The sequence below is a fragment of the Thermomicrobiales bacterium genome, from assembly GCA_041390825.1.
In the GTDB taxonomy this organism is placed as follows: domain Bacteria; phylum Chloroflexota; class Chloroflexia; order Thermomicrobiales; family UBA6265; genus JAMLHN01.
This window is the reverse complement of sequence record JAWKPF010000016.1, coordinates 85,879-102,532: the sequence shown is the minus strand read 5'-3', so window position 1 is coordinate 102,532 and position 16,654 is coordinate 85,879. Positions and strand designations below refer to the sequence as shown.

At 63.5% G+C, this 16,654-nt stretch carries 12 protein-coding genes and 1 pseudogene; 6 read left to right on the top strand and 7 right to left on the bottom strand.

Features of this window, described 5'->3' with window-relative positions; translation table 11 throughout:
• Positions 1-2,058, bottom strand: a 2,058-nt coding sequence (locus tag R2855_10480; protein MEZ4531446.1) for a DEAD/DEAH box helicase, incomplete at its 3' end; no start/stop codon positions are given.
• On the opposite strand from R2855_10480, the gene R2855_10475 reads away from it, so the two are divergent.
• The 3 genes from R2855_10475 to R2855_10465 are packed head-to-tail and all read left to right on the top strand — an operon-like array spanning position 2,045 to position 6,677.
• Positions 2,045-3,166 (top strand): glycosyltransferase family 1 protein, encoded by a 1,122-nt coding sequence (locus R2855_10475; protein MEZ4531445.1) that lies wholly within the window; start codon positions 2,045-2,047, stop codon positions 3,164-3,166. The two genes, R2855_10480 and R2855_10475, sit on opposite strands and share 14 nt — an antisense overlap.
• Positions 3,159-4,202 carry a thiamine-phosphate kinase gene (gene thiL / locus R2855_10470; protein ID MEZ4531444.1) on the top strand — a complete coding sequence of 348 codons (1,044 nt, stop codon included), beginning with the start codon at positions 3,159-3,161 and terminating at the stop codon, positions 4,200-4,202. The genes R2855_10475 and thiL overlap by 8 nt, the downstream gene beginning before the upstream one ends.
• A 60-nt stretch (positions 4,203-4,262) precedes the next feature.
• A complete protein-coding gene (locus R2855_10465; protein MEZ4531443.1) occupies positions 4,263-6,677 on the top strand; it encodes a penicillin acylase family protein in 2,415 nt (804 codons plus the stop codon).
• 96 nt (positions 6,678-6,773) lie between these two features.
• On the opposite strand, the gene R2855_10460 is transcribed toward R2855_10465, so the two are convergent.
• On the bottom strand, positions 6,774-7,547 hold the full coding sequence (locus tag R2855_10460) for an aldolase/citrate lyase family protein (GenBank protein ID MEZ4531442.1): 774 nt from the start codon (positions 7,545-7,547) through the stop codon (positions 6,774-6,776).
• A gap of 80 nt (positions 7,548-7,627) precedes the next feature.
• Here R2855_10460 and R2855_10455 point away from each other — a divergent pair, with 80 nt between their 5' ends.
• Positions 7,628-8,374, top strand: coding sequence for a ribonuclease activity regulator RraA (locus tag R2855_10455; GenBank protein MEZ4531441.1), 747 nt, complete (start codon positions 7,628-7,630; stop codon positions 8,372-8,374).
• Positions 8,375-8,530: 156 nt separating this feature from the next.
• Here R2855_10455 and R2855_10450 read toward each other — a convergent pair.
• A pseudogene (locus R2855_10450) lies at positions 8,531-9,439 on the bottom strand (2-hydroxy-3-oxopropionate reductase).
• Between the two features lie 41 nt (positions 9,440-9,480).
• Positions 9,481-10,266, bottom strand: coding sequence for a TIM barrel protein (locus R2855_10445; GenBank protein ID MEZ4531440.1), 786 nt, complete (start codon positions 10,264-10,266; stop codon positions 9,481-9,483).
• 184 nt (positions 10,267-10,450) lie between these two features.
• Between R2855_10445 and R2855_10440 the strand changes: the two genes are divergently transcribed.
• Positions 10,451-12,100, top strand: a complete 1,650-nt coding sequence (locus R2855_10440) for a thiamine pyrophosphate-binding protein (GenBank protein ID MEZ4531439.1) — start codon at positions 10,451-10,453, stop codon at positions 12,098-12,100.
• Between the two features lie 11 nt (positions 12,101-12,111).
• Positions 12,112-14,058 carry a S9 family peptidase gene (locus tag R2855_10435; GenBank protein ID MEZ4531438.1) on the top strand — a complete coding sequence of 649 codons (1,947 nt, stop codon included), beginning with the start codon at positions 12,112-12,114 and terminating at the stop codon, positions 14,056-14,058.
• 522 nt (positions 14,059-14,580) lie between these two features.
• On the opposite strand, the gene R2855_10430 is transcribed toward R2855_10435, so the two are convergent.
• The 3 genes from R2855_10430 to R2855_10420 all read right to left on the bottom strand — a co-directional run bounded on the left by R2855_10430 (position 14,581) and on the right by R2855_10420 (position 16,630).
• Positions 14,581-15,753 (bottom strand): ArgE/DapE family deacylase, encoded by a 1,173-nt coding sequence (locus R2855_10430; protein MEZ4531437.1) that lies wholly within the window; start codon positions 15,751-15,753, stop codon positions 14,581-14,583.
• A gap of 163 nt (positions 15,754-15,916) precedes the next feature.
• A complete protein-coding gene (locus R2855_10425; protein ID MEZ4531436.1) occupies positions 15,917-16,267 on the bottom strand; it encodes a cyclic-di-AMP receptor in 351 nt (116 codons plus the stop codon).
• A 126-nt stretch (positions 16,268-16,393) separates the two neighbouring features.
• Positions 16,394-16,630, bottom strand: coding sequence for an Lrp/AsnC ligand binding domain-containing protein (locus R2855_10420; protein MEZ4531435.1), 237 nt, complete (start codon positions 16,628-16,630; stop codon positions 16,394-16,396).
• Positions 16,631-16,654 lie beyond the last annotated feature (24 nt).

Below are 16,654 nucleotides of genomic sequence, written 5' to 3'. Positions count from 1 at the left end.
GATCTGAATCGAGCGGTCGAAGAGAAAGAGCCCCACGCCAGACGCTGTACGGGCGAGATAGATGCCCCACCCCCGGCTGCGGTCATGCACGATCAGTCCCGGATTGGCGGTACGCAGGACCCTGCGCAATGCCTGGCGTCCCGGCTCGGGCCAGGGTGCGGAGTCGAGTGACTGTTCGATGCTGGCTGCCTGCTGAGCGATGCGGCGTTCTTTTTGTTCGGCGGTCGTGCGTGTGCCAACGAGCAGCCGGTAGTCTTCGAGCAGGTCGTCGCCATCCGGCAGCCCGATCAGGCATCCCTTGCGCACGCCGATGATGTCCCCGCCGATCTCGATGATGTCATCTTCCAGTTGGCGGATACGCTGGCCGGCCTGGAACTGCGCCAGGCTCTGCTGCAGCATGGTGCGCACACGTTCTCCATGCGGCGGATCCCAGAGATTGAGCACGGTGTTGTAACGAACCGCGAAGGCCGAACGCACCGGCTCAAGCGGCCCGGTGGCGATGGTGAGCATCTCGCGGAATGGCAGCCATGGCGAATAGGGCACGACCACATGGCCAAACGCATCCATCCCCCGGCGCCCCGCCCGGCCCGCCATCTGCTGGAATTCGTTCGGTTTCAGCACGCGACGCCGGCGTCCGTCCCACTTGCTCATTCGTCCGATGACCACCGAACGGGCGGGCATGTTGACCCCAAGCGCGAGCGTATCGGTCGCGAAAACGACCTGCATCAATCCGAGCCCGAAGAGCACCTCGACCAGCTGCTTGAGAACCGGCAGCAAGCCGGCGTGATGGAATCCAATCCCCCGCCGCGCCAGACGGGTGATGATCTTCACTTGTTCCAGTTCGTGGTCCTCGGGACGCAATGCCGCCAGCGTAGTCGCAAGCACCGACTCGATACGAGCTTCCAGCGCCTCGTCGACGAGATTCGGTCGGATGGCGGCCAGACGCTCGGCGAACACCTGGCAGTCGTTTCGGCTGAAAAGGAAATAGATCGCCGGGAGCATGTCGCGCGCGGCCAGCTCGTCCACGATCTCGTGCGCCAACGGTTCGTCCATGGTCGGGGAGTCCTGCTCGGACCGCCCACGCTGCGACGTCCGCCGTCCCACCTGACGGCGCGCCTCTCCACCGAGATTGTTGAACGTCTTGACGACCTCGCCCTGCGGATCGACCACCATATTGAGCTTGGAGTCGACGAAGTAGTAGAGCGACAGCGGAACCGCGCGATCGTAGTGCGTCACCAACCGGATCGGCCGGTGCGTGCGCCCAATCCACCCGGCAATCTCCTCGGCGTTGGAGACCGTGGCCGAGAGACAGACCAATTGCACATGCTCCGGGCAGAGGATGATCGACTCTTCCCACGTCGTGCCGCGCTCCGGATCGGCCAGAAAATGGATCTCGTCGAAGATCACCGTATCGACATCGTCGACATCCCACGGTGTCTGCAGAAGCATGTTGCGCAGCACTTCGGTGGTCATCACCACCACCTGGGCGCCCTTGTTCTCGGTGACGTCACCGGTCAGCAAGCCAACCTGGTCGCCATAGAGCTGACGCAAGTCCCGGAATTTCTGGTTCGAAAGCGCCTTGATCGGCGTGGTGTAGATCACGCGTCCCGTTCGGCGGAATGCGGAATAGACGGCATACTCCGCCACCACGGTCTTGCCAGTGCCAGTCGGAGCGGCCACCATGACCGAATCGCCGTCGATGAGCGCGGCAATCGCTTCCTGCTGGAAGGTGTCGAGTGGAAACGGGTACAACGCGGCAAACTGATCGAGCGCGACCTGCTGAGCTGGCGTCGGTACGAAACGCGAGAGAGGAACGTGGTCGTCGGCGGGAACGGGAACTTCGACCGCAGCCTCGACCTGGTCGACCGGTTTCTTGCGGCGCGCGCGTTTTGGTTTCGGTGCGGTAACGTCGGCGGTCAGGGTGTCCACTCCCGCAGGGGCGGCGAACTCGCGTCCGGGGAAGACGCGCAGGCAACTCGAGCAGCGGCGAGAATACCACCTCGGAGCCGGGAACGATTCGCGCCGGCCCTTGACGGGAACGCATATGCGTATCGGCATCAACGGATTGTTGCTTTCGAATCGGCTTGGATACCGGCAGTCGGGAATCGACCGCTACATACGCGGTCTGCTCTCGGTCCTTCCCGAGGCATTGCCGAACGACGAGTTGATCGTCTACACGAATCCCACCGCCATCGATGCTGGTGGAACTCTCTCCGTCCACACGGTTCCCTCCTTCACCGAAAACAAAGCCCTTCGGATCGTTTGGGAGCAGGTTGGATTGCCGCGCAGCATCCGCGCCGATCGCCTCGATCTCTTTCACGGAACAGCGTTCGCCCTACCATCACGGCTGACCGTCCTGGGCGTTGTCACGATTCACGACCTTGCCTTCCTGCGATGGCCAGATCAGGTGCCCAGAAGCAGGGCGAAGCATCTTCGCCGCGCGGTCGTTGCCGCGGCGAAGCAATCCACACGCCTCATCGCGGTGTCGGAGGCCACGAAACGCGACGTCGTCGAACTCTTGCAGGTCGATCCCGATCGGATCGATGTCACGCCGCTGGGCGTCGACCCAGCATTTCATCGTCCCGCGGGCGAGGCGATCGTCGAGTTTCGGCACGTCAACGAGCTCACGCGCCCGTTCATCCTTACCGTTGGCAACCGCGAGCCGCGCAAGAACCTGCCGGCAATGATCCGCGCTTTCGCGAAGGTCAAAGACGACATCCCGCACGATCTCGTCCATGCTGGCGGCGAAGGATGGAATGCAGACGAGCTCGAGCGCGCCGTCGCTGAAACGAAGCTGGGCGAGCGGTTGCGCTTCGTCGATTTCGTCCCGCATGCCGAACTGCCACTCTGGTACTCCGCGGCCGACTGCTTCGTGATGCCGTCACTCTACGAAGGGTTTGGACTGCCCCTGCTGGAGGCGATGGCCTGCGGGGCGCCCTCGATTGCCAGCAACCGGTCATCATTGCCGGAAGTGGCGGGCGATGCGGCATTTCTCTGCGATCCCGATGTCGATTCGCTTGCCACGGCCCTCGTCACCGTTCTGCACGATGGCGAACTTCGCTGCCGGCTCCACGAGGCTGGACCCAGACGAGCAAGCGGTTTCACCTGGAGGCGAACCGCGGAACTCACCGCCGATGCGTACCGAAAGGCGCTGACGCATGCCTGAGCACGTGCGCGACATCTCGGAATTCGCGCTCATCGAGCGATTGCGGGACGCTTTGCCCAGTGTGGCGCGGTCCAGCGACAGTGTTCCACTCGGCATTGGCGACGACGCCGCGCTCTGGATTCCACCCAACGGCGAATCGGTCTTGATCACAACCGATTCACTGATCGACACAGTCCACTTCCGCACCGATTGGACGAGCTGGCATGACCTCGGGTGGAAATCGCTGGCCGTGAACATTTCCGACATCGCCGCCATGGGCGGATCCCCACAGCTCGCAACTGTCTCGCTAGCATTGACCGGCAATGAACTGGTCGCCGACCTCATCGCGCTCTATCACGGGATGGGGGCGATCGCCGAGCGATACGGTGTGGTGTTGGCCGGCGGGGATATCGTGCGCGCGCCGCATGACTTCGGGATTCACGTCACGCTTCTGGGCGTCACACGCCACGGGAAGCACCTCACCCGAGGCGGAGCGCGGCCGGGAGATGCGATATGCGTCACCGGCACACTCGGGGCGGCCGCGGCTGGTGTTGCGCTCCTGCAATTGCCCGATGACGATCCCCGCCGAACCGCCGCGACGGCGCCGCTGCTGATCGCTGCGCACACCCGACCCGAGCCTCGTGTGGAAGCCGGACGCATCGCGCTCGAAGGCGGCGCCACCGCGGCCATGGACCTGAGCGACGGACTCTTTGGCGATCTGCCCAAGATACTGGCTGCCAGCGGGGTGGACGCGACCATCGATCTGGCCGCTATCCCGGTTGCCGCATCGATCGGCGCGCTCTTCCCGGATCAGCGACTCGAGCTGGCCACGCGCGGCGGAGAGGACTACGAGCTTCTGCTGACCATACCGCTCGATCGGGCGCATGGGCTGCGAAACGAGCTGGAACGGATCGGCCAGACAATGACGGTCATTGGCGGCATCGGCCCGAAATCGGACACGCCAACCCTGTTTGCGCGCACGCCGGACGGCCAAGCCTCTCCGGTCATCCCTGGCGCATTCGACCATTTCCGTTCCTCGACACCACCTGCAGAGTAGGCCGATCTTCGCTACCCTGCCGAGCATTGTTTCCAGCACACCGGATGGGATGGCCAGACCATGTCGAATCCGCGAGAACGCGAACTGGCGCTCGAACTCCTGCTTGGTCAGCGAGCCTTCGTCGATCTGCCAGACATTGATGAAGCGGAAGCGCGCGCGCTCATCCAACGTTACTTGTCCGAGAAGGCCGCTTACGGGCCGATGAATGTGCCAACGTCGGTCCGCGCCAGCGCGACGATCCTGCGTGACCAGCGTGGTGTACCGCACATCTCCGCCAGCGATCCCTACGATCTGTTCTTTGCGCACGGGTATGCCCAGGCACAAGACCGGCTCTGGCAGATGGACTACCTGCGACGCTGGGCCCATGGACGTCTCTCGGAGGTGCTTGGTCCCGAAAAGCTCACGGAGGACATCGTCGCGCGCACGCTCGGCATCACCGAGCTGAGCCAGGAACTGCTCGAGGGGTCGCACGCCGAAAGCCGCGACATGTTTCTCGCGTTCGCCGATGGCGTGAATGCCTGGATATCGGCGCTGCCGGCGGGATTGCCGATCGAATTCGAGCTCCTCGGATACGAACCCGATCCGTGGTCGGCCACCGATTCGGTTGCGATCTTGCGACGCTGGGCGTGGTACCTGACCGGCCGCCTGCCCGTCATCTCGACCCCGGAGGTCGTGCGCGCCACGATTGGTGACCGGGAAGCGGCGTTCTATCAGCCAGATGGTCCGCTCGTCTACATCGTCCCACCGGGATCGTACCTCCCCGAACCGCGCTGGCCGCACTTGCCGATGGCCGACGGACCCGATACCGCCTGGGGACCGCAGGAGCCGGGCGGAAGCAACAATTGGGCAATTGCCCCTGGGCTATCCGCGGGTGGGTTCGGCATGGTCGCCTCCGATCCGCACGTCTATTTCAATCTGCCCTCCGACCTGACCGAGGTGCATCTGCATGGTGCGGGATACGACGTGGTTGGATCGGCCTATGCGGGAGTCCCGATCCCACGGATCGGGCGGAACCGCGATCTCGCCTTTGGCATCACCAACAATATCTGCATGCAGCGCGATCTTTACGTCGAACGGCTGCATCCGGAAGACGAGAACCGCTACCTCGACGGGGACGAATGGCTCCCGATCGAGCATCGGACGTCCGAGATCGCGATTCGCAACCAACCTGCGCGGATGCTCGACATCCGCTTCGCCCATGGACGCCCAATCGTCGACCACATGGTTGCTGACGCAGCCCTCCCACGAAACATCTGGGAGCCAGAACGAGGCGCGCGCACCGCGCTTTCGCTGGCATGGGTCGGATTCGAGCGATCGGACGAACCGAAGGCGTTCATGGATCTCTGCCGGTCGCGCACCGTCTCAGACGGCCGCCAGGCGCTCTCCGGCATTCGTTGCGCCACCTGGAACTACGTGCTGGCCGACACCCACGGCGCGGTGGCCTATCAATGCACCGGTGCCCTCCCCCTCCGCGGGCGAGGCTGGCGCGGGTATCGGGACGCCAACGATCCGATCGACGCCTGGCAGGGATATATCCCGTTCGATGGTCTCCCCAAACTGGACAATCCGGCACGTGGCTGGGTCGCAAGCGCGAACAATCCGACCGCCCCGCCCGATTATCCCTATCCCCTCAACGGCGCCTGGACGGTGGAAGATCGCGCCGCGCGCGCCGAAACCCTGCTCGAAGAGCTGACGCCGCACACCGGCCAGTCCTTCGCCGCGATGCAGACCGACGTGCTCTCCGGTCGCGCCGTGCGAGGCATTCCGCCGCTACTCGAAGCGCTTGCGAACGGCAGCGATCCGCGATTTTCCCATGTAGCCCACATCCTGGAATCGTGGGATCGGAAACTGACCGTCGATGCGATTGGCGGTTCGCTCTACTTCGTCTTTTTCTGGCGATGGCATCAAAACGTCCTGCGCCAGCGGTTCCCGGAACACCTCGCGCCGCTCGTGCAGGATGCCGGTTGGGGCATGAGCGCGGCATTGCTGCACGACGACCCGGACGGCTGGTTCGCCTCTGATGAGTTGCGGCGTGAAACGATCCGGCTGGCGATGTCAGAAGCGCTCGACTGGCTTACAGAGCGGCTCGGGGACGATCCGGACAGCTGGGCCTGGGGACGCATTCACCGGCTCGGAGCGGTGCATCCCGCGGCCCGCACGCCACTCCAGCATGAGTTGCTCGACATCCCACCGAGCCCGACGCCAGGAGGGCCCGGCACCCTCAACAGTTCGCACTATCTCCCCGCCGGCACATTCGATACCCGCATCGGACCGATCTATCGCATCATCGCGACGCTCGATCCCGCGGTGCATACCAATGTCATCAGCTGGCCGGGGCAATCCGGCCACCCCGGGAGTCCGCACTATCGCGATCAGGCGCAAGCCCATATCGACGGCGAGTACTTCGCGATCCCGTTCTTGTGGGACGACGTTATCGCCCAGGCGACCAACGAGACGCAACTGGTTCCTGTGTAGCAGTTTCGCTCCCACTCGTCATCCTGAGCGGGTTGAGGGATCGCTCCGTCGTCTCTCGCTCAGGACGACCCGTGAATGCTGATGAAGGGTCGTTGCCTATCCCAACACCTCTTCCAGCGTCTTCCGGTCACGAGACGCTTGCTGGAAGATCAGACTGAGATCACTGTTGCAAACGATGAAGCGGCAGCCAAGACCGCCCCAGGTCTTGAACGACGCGGCATCGCGGCTCACCATGCCGACCGGTTTGCCGTGTTTCGCGCAGATCTGATTGATCCTTCCGATCGTTTCCTGGAACACTGGATTGTCGAACTGACCATGGATGCCCATGTTGACCGAAAGGTCCTGCGGCCCGACACAGATGACATCGACACCGTCGACCGAGCAGATCGCATCCAGCTCATCGATGGCGTTCGGATGCTCGATTTGCAGGATTACCATGGTTTCGGCATTGCCGTCTTCGACCGACTGCAACGCGGACTTCGACTCGTAGAAATTGCGCGCCATGCCTCCCGCGCCGCGTCGGCCGCGCGGGGGGTACTTGGCATAGGAGACCGCTTGCTCGGCCTGCTCGGCATTGTCGACACGCGGGATCACGATTCCCTGCGCGCCGGTATCGAGCGCCCGGGCAACCGCGGCATACGACAGGTCGGTCACGCGCACCAGCGGTGTCATACCGAACAGATGGGTGAGCTGGACCAGGTTGAGCAGGTTGTCCCAATCGTAGAAGTTGTGCTCCATGTCCCACCAGAGGAAATCGTGCCCGGCCAGCGCCAGCATCTTGACGCCGCCAACCGTGCGGATCTCCTCCACGATCGGTCCGCTAACCCACTTTCCCTCGGCCAGTTTTTGCTTCAGCGTGTTGGTTGCCATTGCCAGTACCCTCTCGCGCAGACGAATCTACTGGCGGCATTGTGGCAGACGAGCCGCCGAAATCAGGGAAAGGAATGCACGTGGACCCCTTGGACCCGCACGTATTGGCCGATCTGGCGCGCGCCAGCACCGCTACGATCACGACCCAGCTGTTTCAGCGCGGCTTCCGCAACACGTTCCTGAACGGCGTGCGCCCGCTCAATCCGAACGCGGCCCGCTTCGTCGGCGAAGCGGTGACCTTGCGCAGCATCCCCGCGCGCGAAGATCTCGACGTTGTCAGCGCGTTCCAGGATCCCAACCATCCGCAACGCAAGGCCATCGAAACGGTCGGACCGGGGCAGGTGCTCGTCATGGATTGCCGGGGCGATCTGCGCGCGGCGAATGGCGGCGGCATCTTGACGACGCGGGCGATGAAGCGCGGCGCCGTTGGGATCGTGAGCGATGGCGCGTTCCGCGACTCGCCGGAAATCGGGCGCATGAACTTCCCTGTCTTCGCGGCCGGAGCATCGGCCACGATCAGCCTCGCTGTGCACCATGCAGTGGACGTCAACGTCCCGATCGGCTGCGCCGGTGTCCCGGTCTTTCCGGGTGACATCCTGGTGGGAGACGAAGAAGGAGTCGTCGTCATCCCGCGCCATCTGGCGGCCGAAATTGCCGCGCCGGCTGCCGAACAGGAAGCCTTCGAGGCCTTCATCCTGAAAAAGATCGAGGCTGGCGCCGCGCTTCCTGGCACCTATCCCGCCAACGCTGAAACGAGGGCGGAGTACGAAGCGTACAAATCCGGCGAGGGCATGTCAGAACAGGAAGCGTATCGATTCGAGCAGTAACGTCCTGTCTCTCACGGTAACGAACCAGCGCCCTCCGTAGCCGCGGCCCTCTGTGGCCGCCGCACTACTCCCGATTTCGGCCATGGAAGACGGCGGCTACGCGGGGAAAAGCGCACGGACCGACCCGCCACACTCGTTCGGATCGGCACTCGCGCGTTACGCCTCGGCTTCGCCGACCTGGAAGTTGGCCAAATCCTCGTAAATGGTCACGAGAGAGGAATGATCCAGCCCTCCCCGGCCAGCCACGGCGAGCGCTTCGAAGAGTTGCTGCACGAGCGCGGTGACCGGCAACGGCACGCCGGTCGTCTTGCCGGCGTTCATGGCGATGTTGAGATCCTTGCGGTGCAGGTCGACCCGGAAGCCGGGGGCGAACTTGCGGGTGATCACATTCTGCCCCTTGAGCTCCATGACCCGCGAGTTCGCGAGTCCGCCGCCCAGCACTTGCAAGACTTTCGCGGGGTCGACACCCGCTTTGGCGCCGAGCACCAACGCTTCGCTCATGGCCGCATAGTTGATCGCGACCATTACCTGATTGCAGGCTTTCACGACCTGCCCCGCGCCGGATGCGCCGACATGCACGATGGTCTTGCCCATCTTCTCGAAGAGCGGCATGGCCCGATCCACATCCTCAGCCGCGCCACCGACCATGATGCTCAGCGCCGCATTGACCGCGCCCGCCTCGCCTCCCGAGACCGGCGCGTCGAGCGCGCGAGCGCCAACGCCAGCCAAGGCGGTCGAAACCTCGATCGCCGTCGCCGGAGCAATCGTGCTCATATCGATGTGCAACGACCCTTCGCCCATCGCTTCGATCAGGCCGTTGGTCCCCAACACCACTTCGTTCACCTGCGGCGAATCGGGCAGCATGGTGATGACGATTTGGGCTTTGCTCGCCACGTCTTTCGGAGACGACGCAGCGATGAACCTGTCCGACTCGCTGGTGAACGTCTTGATCGTTTCCCGATTCAGGGTGTGGATGACAACGTCGTAACCGGCATTAGCCAGATGCCGCGCCATCGGCTTGCCCATGATGCCGAGCCCAATGAATCCAACTGTTTCCGCCATGCGTTCCTCGTGCTTTCTGCCTGCTGCGCGCTGCCTGCCGACCGCTAAACGTCATACCCGAACCGCTTCAACCAGCCCAAGCTCGCTTCGGTGGTCGTCGACGGTTTGTACTCGAGTGATACCCAGCCACCGTAGCCGAGCTCATCGATCTTCTCGAACACGAAGTCATAGTTGATCTCGCCGGTGCCGGGTTCGTGCCGATCCGGGCTGTCCGCGATCTGAATATGCCCGATCTGGCCGATATGGTCGGCCAGAAACGCGACGAGGTTTCCTTCCATCCGTTGCTGGTGATAGAAGTCGTACTGCAGCCTCAGGTTCGGGTGGCCGATCTCTTCGATCAGGGCAAGCATCTGGGTCGAGGTCGGAATCATGTAGCCGGGATTGTCGATCCGGTTCAACGGCTCGACGCAAAGCAGTACCCCCTGGGACTCGCATCGGCTCGCCGCCCAGGCGTAGTTCGTCCTGGCGGTCTCGAACTGGTCAGCAATGGAAACATCAGGCAACTGCCGTCCGATAGTGCTGTTGAACCGTGTCGCTGGCAATGTCCGCTGCACGGAGAGCGCCAGATCGACCGCCGCGCGGTACTCTCCGACTCGCCGGGGGTCGTTCGCCATTCCCCGGTCGCCAGCGGCCTGATTGCCAGACGGCACGTTGAACAACACGAGCTCGAGATCGCGCGCCGCAAGGGCCGCGCGGATCGCTTCGACGTCCTCACCATAGGGATAGAGAATCTCGACACCCCGGAATCCGGCGGCCGCCGCGCGCTCGATCCGCTCCAGAAGCGGATACTCCTGATACAGCATGGTCAAATTGGCGGCAAACTTCGGCATCGAGCTCTCCCGCGGTGCGCCGGGCATCCCTGTCGCGCCATCCTAGGGGTGAGCGGCGGAATGGTCAAATCGAGTCCGGAGCGCAGGGTCCGGAGTTCTGAGTATGGGCGGGATGGCTCCCGCCTGTGGATACTCTCAGGGCTCCGGACTCAGAACTCCGGACCCAGCCTGAACGGAGTCATCGTTGATTCGATCGAGTCTGGCCACAACCCGGCTGCTGCGGGATCGCGGCGTCCGCTATGCGTTCGGTGTCCCCGGGGAGAGTTTTCTTGGATTGCTGGACGCGCTATACGACACGCCGGAGATCGACCTGGTCACCTGCCGGCACGAGGGCGGCGCGGCGTTCATGGCCGATGCGGCGGCCAAGCTGATCGGGCAACCCTCGATCTGCATGGGCACCCGTGGAGTCGGCACCGCCAACCTGGCGATCGGCATCCATACCGCGTATCAGGACTCGACTCCGATGCTCGCGATGGTCGGACAGGTCGAAACCCCGTTTCGGCACAGGGAAGCGCTGCAGGAAGTCGAGCTGGCGCCCTTCCTGGGAGAGATCACCAAATGGTCGGTCGAACCGCCGAGCGCATCTGAGCTTCCTCGCCTGGTCAGCGAAGCGTATCGCTTGAGCATGAGCGGACGGCCGGGACCGGTCGGCATCGTGCTGCGCGGCGACATTCTCGAGGAGGACGTGCCCGAACCCGACCTGCCGATCACCGCTCCGATCGAAACCGCGGTCAGCGCCAGGGTGGCGCGTCAGGTCGTCGAGTTATTGAAGAACGCCCGGCAGCCGGTCATCATCGCCGGTGGCGGAGTGTTGCGCGCGGGTGCGGTACCGGCGCTGGTGGAACTGGCCGAACGAACCGGCATTCCGGTCGCCACCGCATTCCGGCGGCTCGATGCCTTTCCAACCGATCACCCGCTCTCCCTCGGGTCGCTTTCCTTTGGCACACCGAAACTCATCAAGGACCGTTTGGCCGCGGCGGATGTCGTCCTGGCAATCGGCACCCGCCTGACAGAGACGACCACGCTCGGCTATGCGATCCCGACACCAGGGGCCGCGCTCATCCACATCGATATCGACCCGGAGGAAGTCGGCAAGACCTTTCCGGCAACGATCGGCATTGCCGCGGACGCGCGGACCGCGCTCGGGGCACTCGGCAACGCGGCGCAGGAAATCTCCTGGCCGGACCGCGCGTCTGAGCAGGCGGCGCTGAGAGCCGAGCTCACCAAACTGCTCGACGCCCCGACCGTGAGCACGGACAAGGGTGTCGATCCGGCGGTCGTCATGCGTGAGCTGAGCCGCCAACTGGATGACTATGCGGTCCTCACCAGCGACGCCGGCAACTTCTGGACCTGGGCGCAACGCTATGGCTCGTTCAAACATCCCGGAACGTTCCTGGGACCGATCTCCGGCGCGATGGGATACGCGGTGCCCTCCGCCGTAGCTGCGGCCATCGTGCGCGACTCCGCGGCGCCATCGGTTTCCCTCTCCGGTGACGGCGGATTCCTCATGACCGCCAACGAGCTGGCCACGGCGGCGCAACGGAACTTACGTGTGATCTGCGTCGTCTTCAACAACGGCATCTACGGCACGATCCGCGCCCACCAGGAACGCGAATTCCCCGGTCGTGTGAGCGGCACCAATCTTTGGCAGCCTGATCTGGTGAAGTTCGCCGAAGCGTTTGGCGGGCTCGGCATTCGTGTCGAACGGAACGAGCAGGCGGCCGAGGCGGTTGCGGCCGCAAACGACAATCCGGGCATCACGGTGATCGACGTCGTTGTCGACCCGGAGAACATCGCAGCCGGCGTCTCGATGTCGTCGATTTCGAAACGATAAGCGGAGCAAGAATGACGCAGAAACCATTGCAAGCGAAGAAGATCGTCGACCGGATCGCCCCGCGACGGCCAGTCATCAGCCGGGATGGATCGCTGGTTGCCTTCGAGGTCGGCCCCTGGGGCTACAAGGGCGAATCGGACAGCCGAGCGATCTGGGTTTCTCGTGGTGGCGAACCCGCCAAAAAGTTCACGAGTGGAACCGCGCTCGACACCGAACCCGCATGGTCGCCAGATGGCGCGAAGCTCGCCTTTCTCTCGAACCGAAATGACGAGGAGAAGTCCCAAATCTTCGTCATCGCAATGGATGGCGGCGAAGCCACACCACTGGGCGAGACGAAAGGGGATCTGAGCAATCTGCAGTGGTCACCAGACGGTTCGCGCCTTGCGGTGTTGCGCCGGCAACCGGAGACGAAAGAACGCAAGAAACGCAACAAGAAGCGCGACGATGCCGTCGTGGTCGATGGCGAACCGCGCTACAACCGGCTGACCGTGGTCGATAGCGAAACCGGCAAGTCCCACAAGGTCGATTCCGGCGAACGCGAAATCTGGGACTATGCGTGGTCACCCGATGGCAGCCAACTCGCCTATTCCACCGCCGAGGAGGTCGGGGAAGACTCCCCGCTGATGCGTGGCGATCTCTGGATCACCGCGGTGGACGGCAAAGAGCCGCAGCATGTCGCTCAATTGAACGAGGTGCCGATGCGCATGGCGTTCGTGGACGGACCGGAGGGTCCGGCACTGGCGATCGCCAAGAGCGGATTCCGCGAGCATCCGGCTATCTCGGTCTATCTGGTCGACCTCGCATCGGGCGAGGCGCGCGATCTGCTGCCGGAACAGCCATTTGGTGTGGACGGGCTCCTGCCGCTGCCGGACGTCCCCGGTTCGGTGGCGGTGCAAACCGCCGAGGGCGTGCATACCAACCTCTACAAACTGGATGTGGCGTCAGGATCGCTCACGCCACTGGTTCCGGAATCGCTCTCTGGCAATGGAGCCTTTCCATATGCCGCCAGTGTCTCGGCGGACGGGAAAGCGGTCGCGCTGCTTTGGTCTGACAGCGACAAGCCAGACGAAATCTATCTGACACGGGACGCTGGCGAACCGGTGCAGCTGACAGAGTTTGGCAAGAAATGGGCAGGCAAGCTTCGCCCGAGCGAAACGATCTCCTGGCAGTCGGACGATCTGGAGATCTTCGGCCTGCTCACCCTCCCGGAACGCGAGGACGACTCGCCGCTGCCACTGGTCGTGCAGATTCATGGCGGCCCGAGTTGGCAATGGTTGGACACCTGCTTTCTCGATTGGCACGACTGGACGCAATACCTGGTCTCACGCGGTTTCGCGGTCCTCACCCCCAACCCGCGCGGAAGCACCGGTCGCGGATCGGAGTTCCAGCGCCGATTGATCGACGATGTCGGCGGCGGCGAAATGCGCGATGTCATCGCCGGAGCGCAGGCGCTGGTCGATCGCGGGATCGCCGATCCGGATCGGCTCGGCGTGGGCGGGTGGAGCTGGGGCGGCTACCTGACCGCCTACACCATCACGCGCACCCAGATGTTCAAGGCCGCCGTCATGGGCGCTGGTCTCTCGAACATGATCTCCGATCACGGCACGGACGATATTCCCAGCGCCAATCTCTACTACTACCCTGGACAACCGTACGAGCATCTCGACATCTACTGGGAGTCATCCGCCATCAAGCATGTGACCAACTGCATCACACCAACCTTGATCGTGCATGGGGATGACGACTCGCGGGTGCAGGTCTCGCAAGGGGCCGAGATGTATCGCGCGCTCAAAGTGCTGAACGTGCCTGTCGAGTTCGTGCGCTATCCCCGCGAGCCACATGGGTTCAAGGAGCGCAACCACCAGATCGACCTGCTCACCCGCGTCGGGGAGTGGTTCGAGAAGTGGTTGATGCCAGACGAGAAGCCGGAAGCGTCACCCGCCGACTCGAAGGAGTGATGCGCCCACCTCTGTAGCCGCGGCCCTCCGTGGCCGCCCCGCCACTACGCACCTTCCGGGCGGGGGAATGTTCCCCTTCCCGTAGCGCGGCCCTCCGTGGCGCCCCGCCTCCAACCTTCCGGGGGGTTCCCCTTCCGTAGCCGCGGCCCTCCGTGGCGCCCCCCCATCACACACCTTCCGGGGAATGTTCCCCTTCCGTAGCCGCGGCCCTCCGTGGCCGCCCCGGCAATCTCATCCCCCGAGAGAGTGTTCCCTTTCCCGTAGCCGCGGCCCTCCGTGGCCGCCCCCCATCACGCACCTTCCGGAGGGCTCCTTCCCGTAGCCGCGACCCTCCTTGGCCGCCCCCGCCATCACACACCCTCCGGGCGAGCGCGTCCCTTCCCGTAGCCGCGGCCCTCCGTGGCCGCACCTACCACTGCGCACCCTGAGGAACAGCCTCGACCGGGATCTGCTCCATGTCGTCCACCGGCGCTGTACCGTCGCGCGGCGTTCCGTCGAGCGAGAATCTGGCAGAAATGTGGCTTATGAGAGCAGCAAGCGCTCGATGGTGGCGGCGTAGACGTTCGCCTCAGCAACCAGATCGTCGATATAGCCTGCTTCATTCGCGCCGTGCGCGGCCTCGCCGCCCGGTCCGAACCCGACGGTATCGACTCCGGCTTGCCGGTAGAAACGGCCATCCGTGGCGCCAGCCCAGGCGACGAAGAACTCTGGCTCGACCCCTATCTCGTCCCGCACACCTTGCTGTACGGCTTTCACCAGTGGAGAGTCGTCCTCTGTGATGTTGGCCGGGATGAAGTCCCCGTTCGGGTCCTCGATCAGGGTGTATCTGAAGTCGGGATCCTCGGCCGCGACGGCATCGAGCTGGGCTCGAATCTCGGCGACAACCGATTCGCGTGTCTCGCCTGGGATGAGCCGCCGGTCGACGTGGATCTTCGCCTCGCCCGGTACGACGTTGTGCGCGACTCCGGCCTCGATCATGTTGACGCTGACCACGGGTTTGCCCACCGCGGGGTGATAGCGGTCGATATCGCCCTCGATCGCCAGAATGCCCTTGGCAGCTTTTGCCAAGGCATTGATGCCGGTCACGCGCGCGGCAGCGGTGTGACTCGCGCGCCCGTGAAAAACGATCTCCATCTGGAAGAGACCACGCTCGGCATTGCGGACTTTCAGGTCGCTCTTTTCACCGATCAGGCAGTAGTCAGGCTTGACGAGCCGTCCCGCGGCGATCTCGTCCATCAGAAAGACGGTTCCCTGGCTGCCGCCAGTTTCTTCGTCCGAGACCACGTGCGCCTGCAACCGGCCCTTGATCGGCTCATCGCGGAAGAGCTTCATCAGCAGCATCATCACGCCGGTGGAGGACTTCATATCCGACGCGCCACGGCCGTAGATCAGCTTGCCATCGTCGCTGATCCGCGGTTCGTACGGACCAGAGATCCAGGCATCCGGATCGGATACCGGAACGGTATCGAGGTGCCCGTTCATCACGAGGGTCGGTCCATCACCATTGCCGATCGAGATGACCACGTTTGGCTGGGCTTCGTTCTTGGTGAAGACATCGTAGGGGAGCCCATGGCGGTCGCACCAGTCGGTGACGAACGCCATGATGGCGGCCTCTGTGCCGGTCGGCGAGGGGATGGCGATCAGTTCGCTCGCCATTTCCACGATCTCTTCCCGGCTCAGCCGCCGTTTGGACACGTCACCCACCCCTTCGACCTTTCTCGAACATCAGTATCCGGACACATTCCCACTCACGGCAGCGCGTCGGCTGCCAAGGGGCAATCCCAAACCACCCGCCAGAGGGCGATTCTGTGCGCTTCAGGATGACAGATTCAGGTGCAGATTGCGTTCAGAAATCGTCTCAGGACGCAACCTGATCGTGCGTGATGCGCTCGAAGCGAGAGACATTGGCGACGAAGACAATGGCGCCGCCGACTTCGACCTCGAAATTCTCCGGCATATAGAGCAGTCCAGGCTCGAGCGCAGGGGAATAGGGCACCGCAATCTGGGTGCGGCGATGGCACGTGCGCTTGAGCAACGCCATCACACCTGGCACCTTCTCGTCTTCGATACCGATCAGCAAGCTCGTGTTCCCCATGCGCAGAAACGAGCCAGATGTGCTGACCTTGGTGAATCGAATGTTGTTATCGATCAGCTCGGTGGTCAGGGCTTCGATGTCTTCGTCCTGAACGACGGCAATGATCAGTTTCATCGCCCGGCTCCTTTCTCCCTGACGGGGCAGTACGGCAACGCGACCAGCCTCACGTTGTCCCGGGAACCCGCCGTGCCATCGTACTCGGTGCGTTCGGCGTTTTTCAGTCTAGCAGGTGAACGGCAATCAGCCGATGGAAAAGAGGGTGACCGTCGTGAGGACACCGTCCAGATGCTGGATCTTTCCCATGACGATATCGCCGATTTCCTTCGGTCCGGGAGCCTCGACGACCGCGACAACATCGTAGTTTCCCGCCACGGCATCGACCTCGTGAATGCCACCCTCCGGTCCCCAACCGCGCAGTTCGTCCTGGATCTCAGGCGAAGCGCCCACCCGCGTCGTCATCAGCACATACGCTTTCATGCGATCCACCTCCGCGCTCTGCAT

What these genes read in the sequence shown, in the direction of transcription:
- R2855_10465 (MEZ4531443.1), top strand. Translation starts at nt 4,263, where the DNA reads ATGTCGAATCCGCGAGAACGCGAACTGGCGCTCGAACTCCTGCTTGGT.
- R2855_10475 (MEZ4531445.1), top strand. Translation starts at nt 2,045, where the DNA reads ATGCGTATCGGCATCAACGGATTGTTGCTTTCGAATCGGCTTGGATAC.
- R2855_10435 (MEZ4531438.1), top strand. Translation starts at nt 12,112, where the DNA reads ATGACGCAGAAACCATTGCAAGCGAAGAAGATCGTCGACCGGATCGCC.
- R2855_10425 (MEZ4531436.1), bottom strand. Translation starts at nt 16,267, where the DNA reads ATGAAACTGATCATTGCCGTCGTTCAGGACGAAGACATCGAAGCCCTG.
- thiL (MEZ4531444.1), top strand. Translation starts at nt 3,159, where the DNA reads ATGCCTGAGCACGTGCGCGACATCTCGGAATTCGCGCTCATCGAGCGA.
- R2855_10420 (MEZ4531435.1), bottom strand. Translation starts at nt 16,630, where the DNA reads ATGAAAGCGTATGTGCTGATGACGACGCGGGTGGGCGCTTCGCCTGAG.
- R2855_10460 (MEZ4531442.1), bottom strand. Translation starts at nt 7,547, where the DNA reads ATGGCAACCAACACGCTGAAGCAAAAACTGGCCGAGGGAAAGTGGGTT.
- R2855_10445 (MEZ4531440.1), bottom strand. Translation starts at nt 10,266, where the DNA reads ATGCCGAAGTTTGCCGCCAATTTGACCATGCTGTATCAGGAGTATCCG.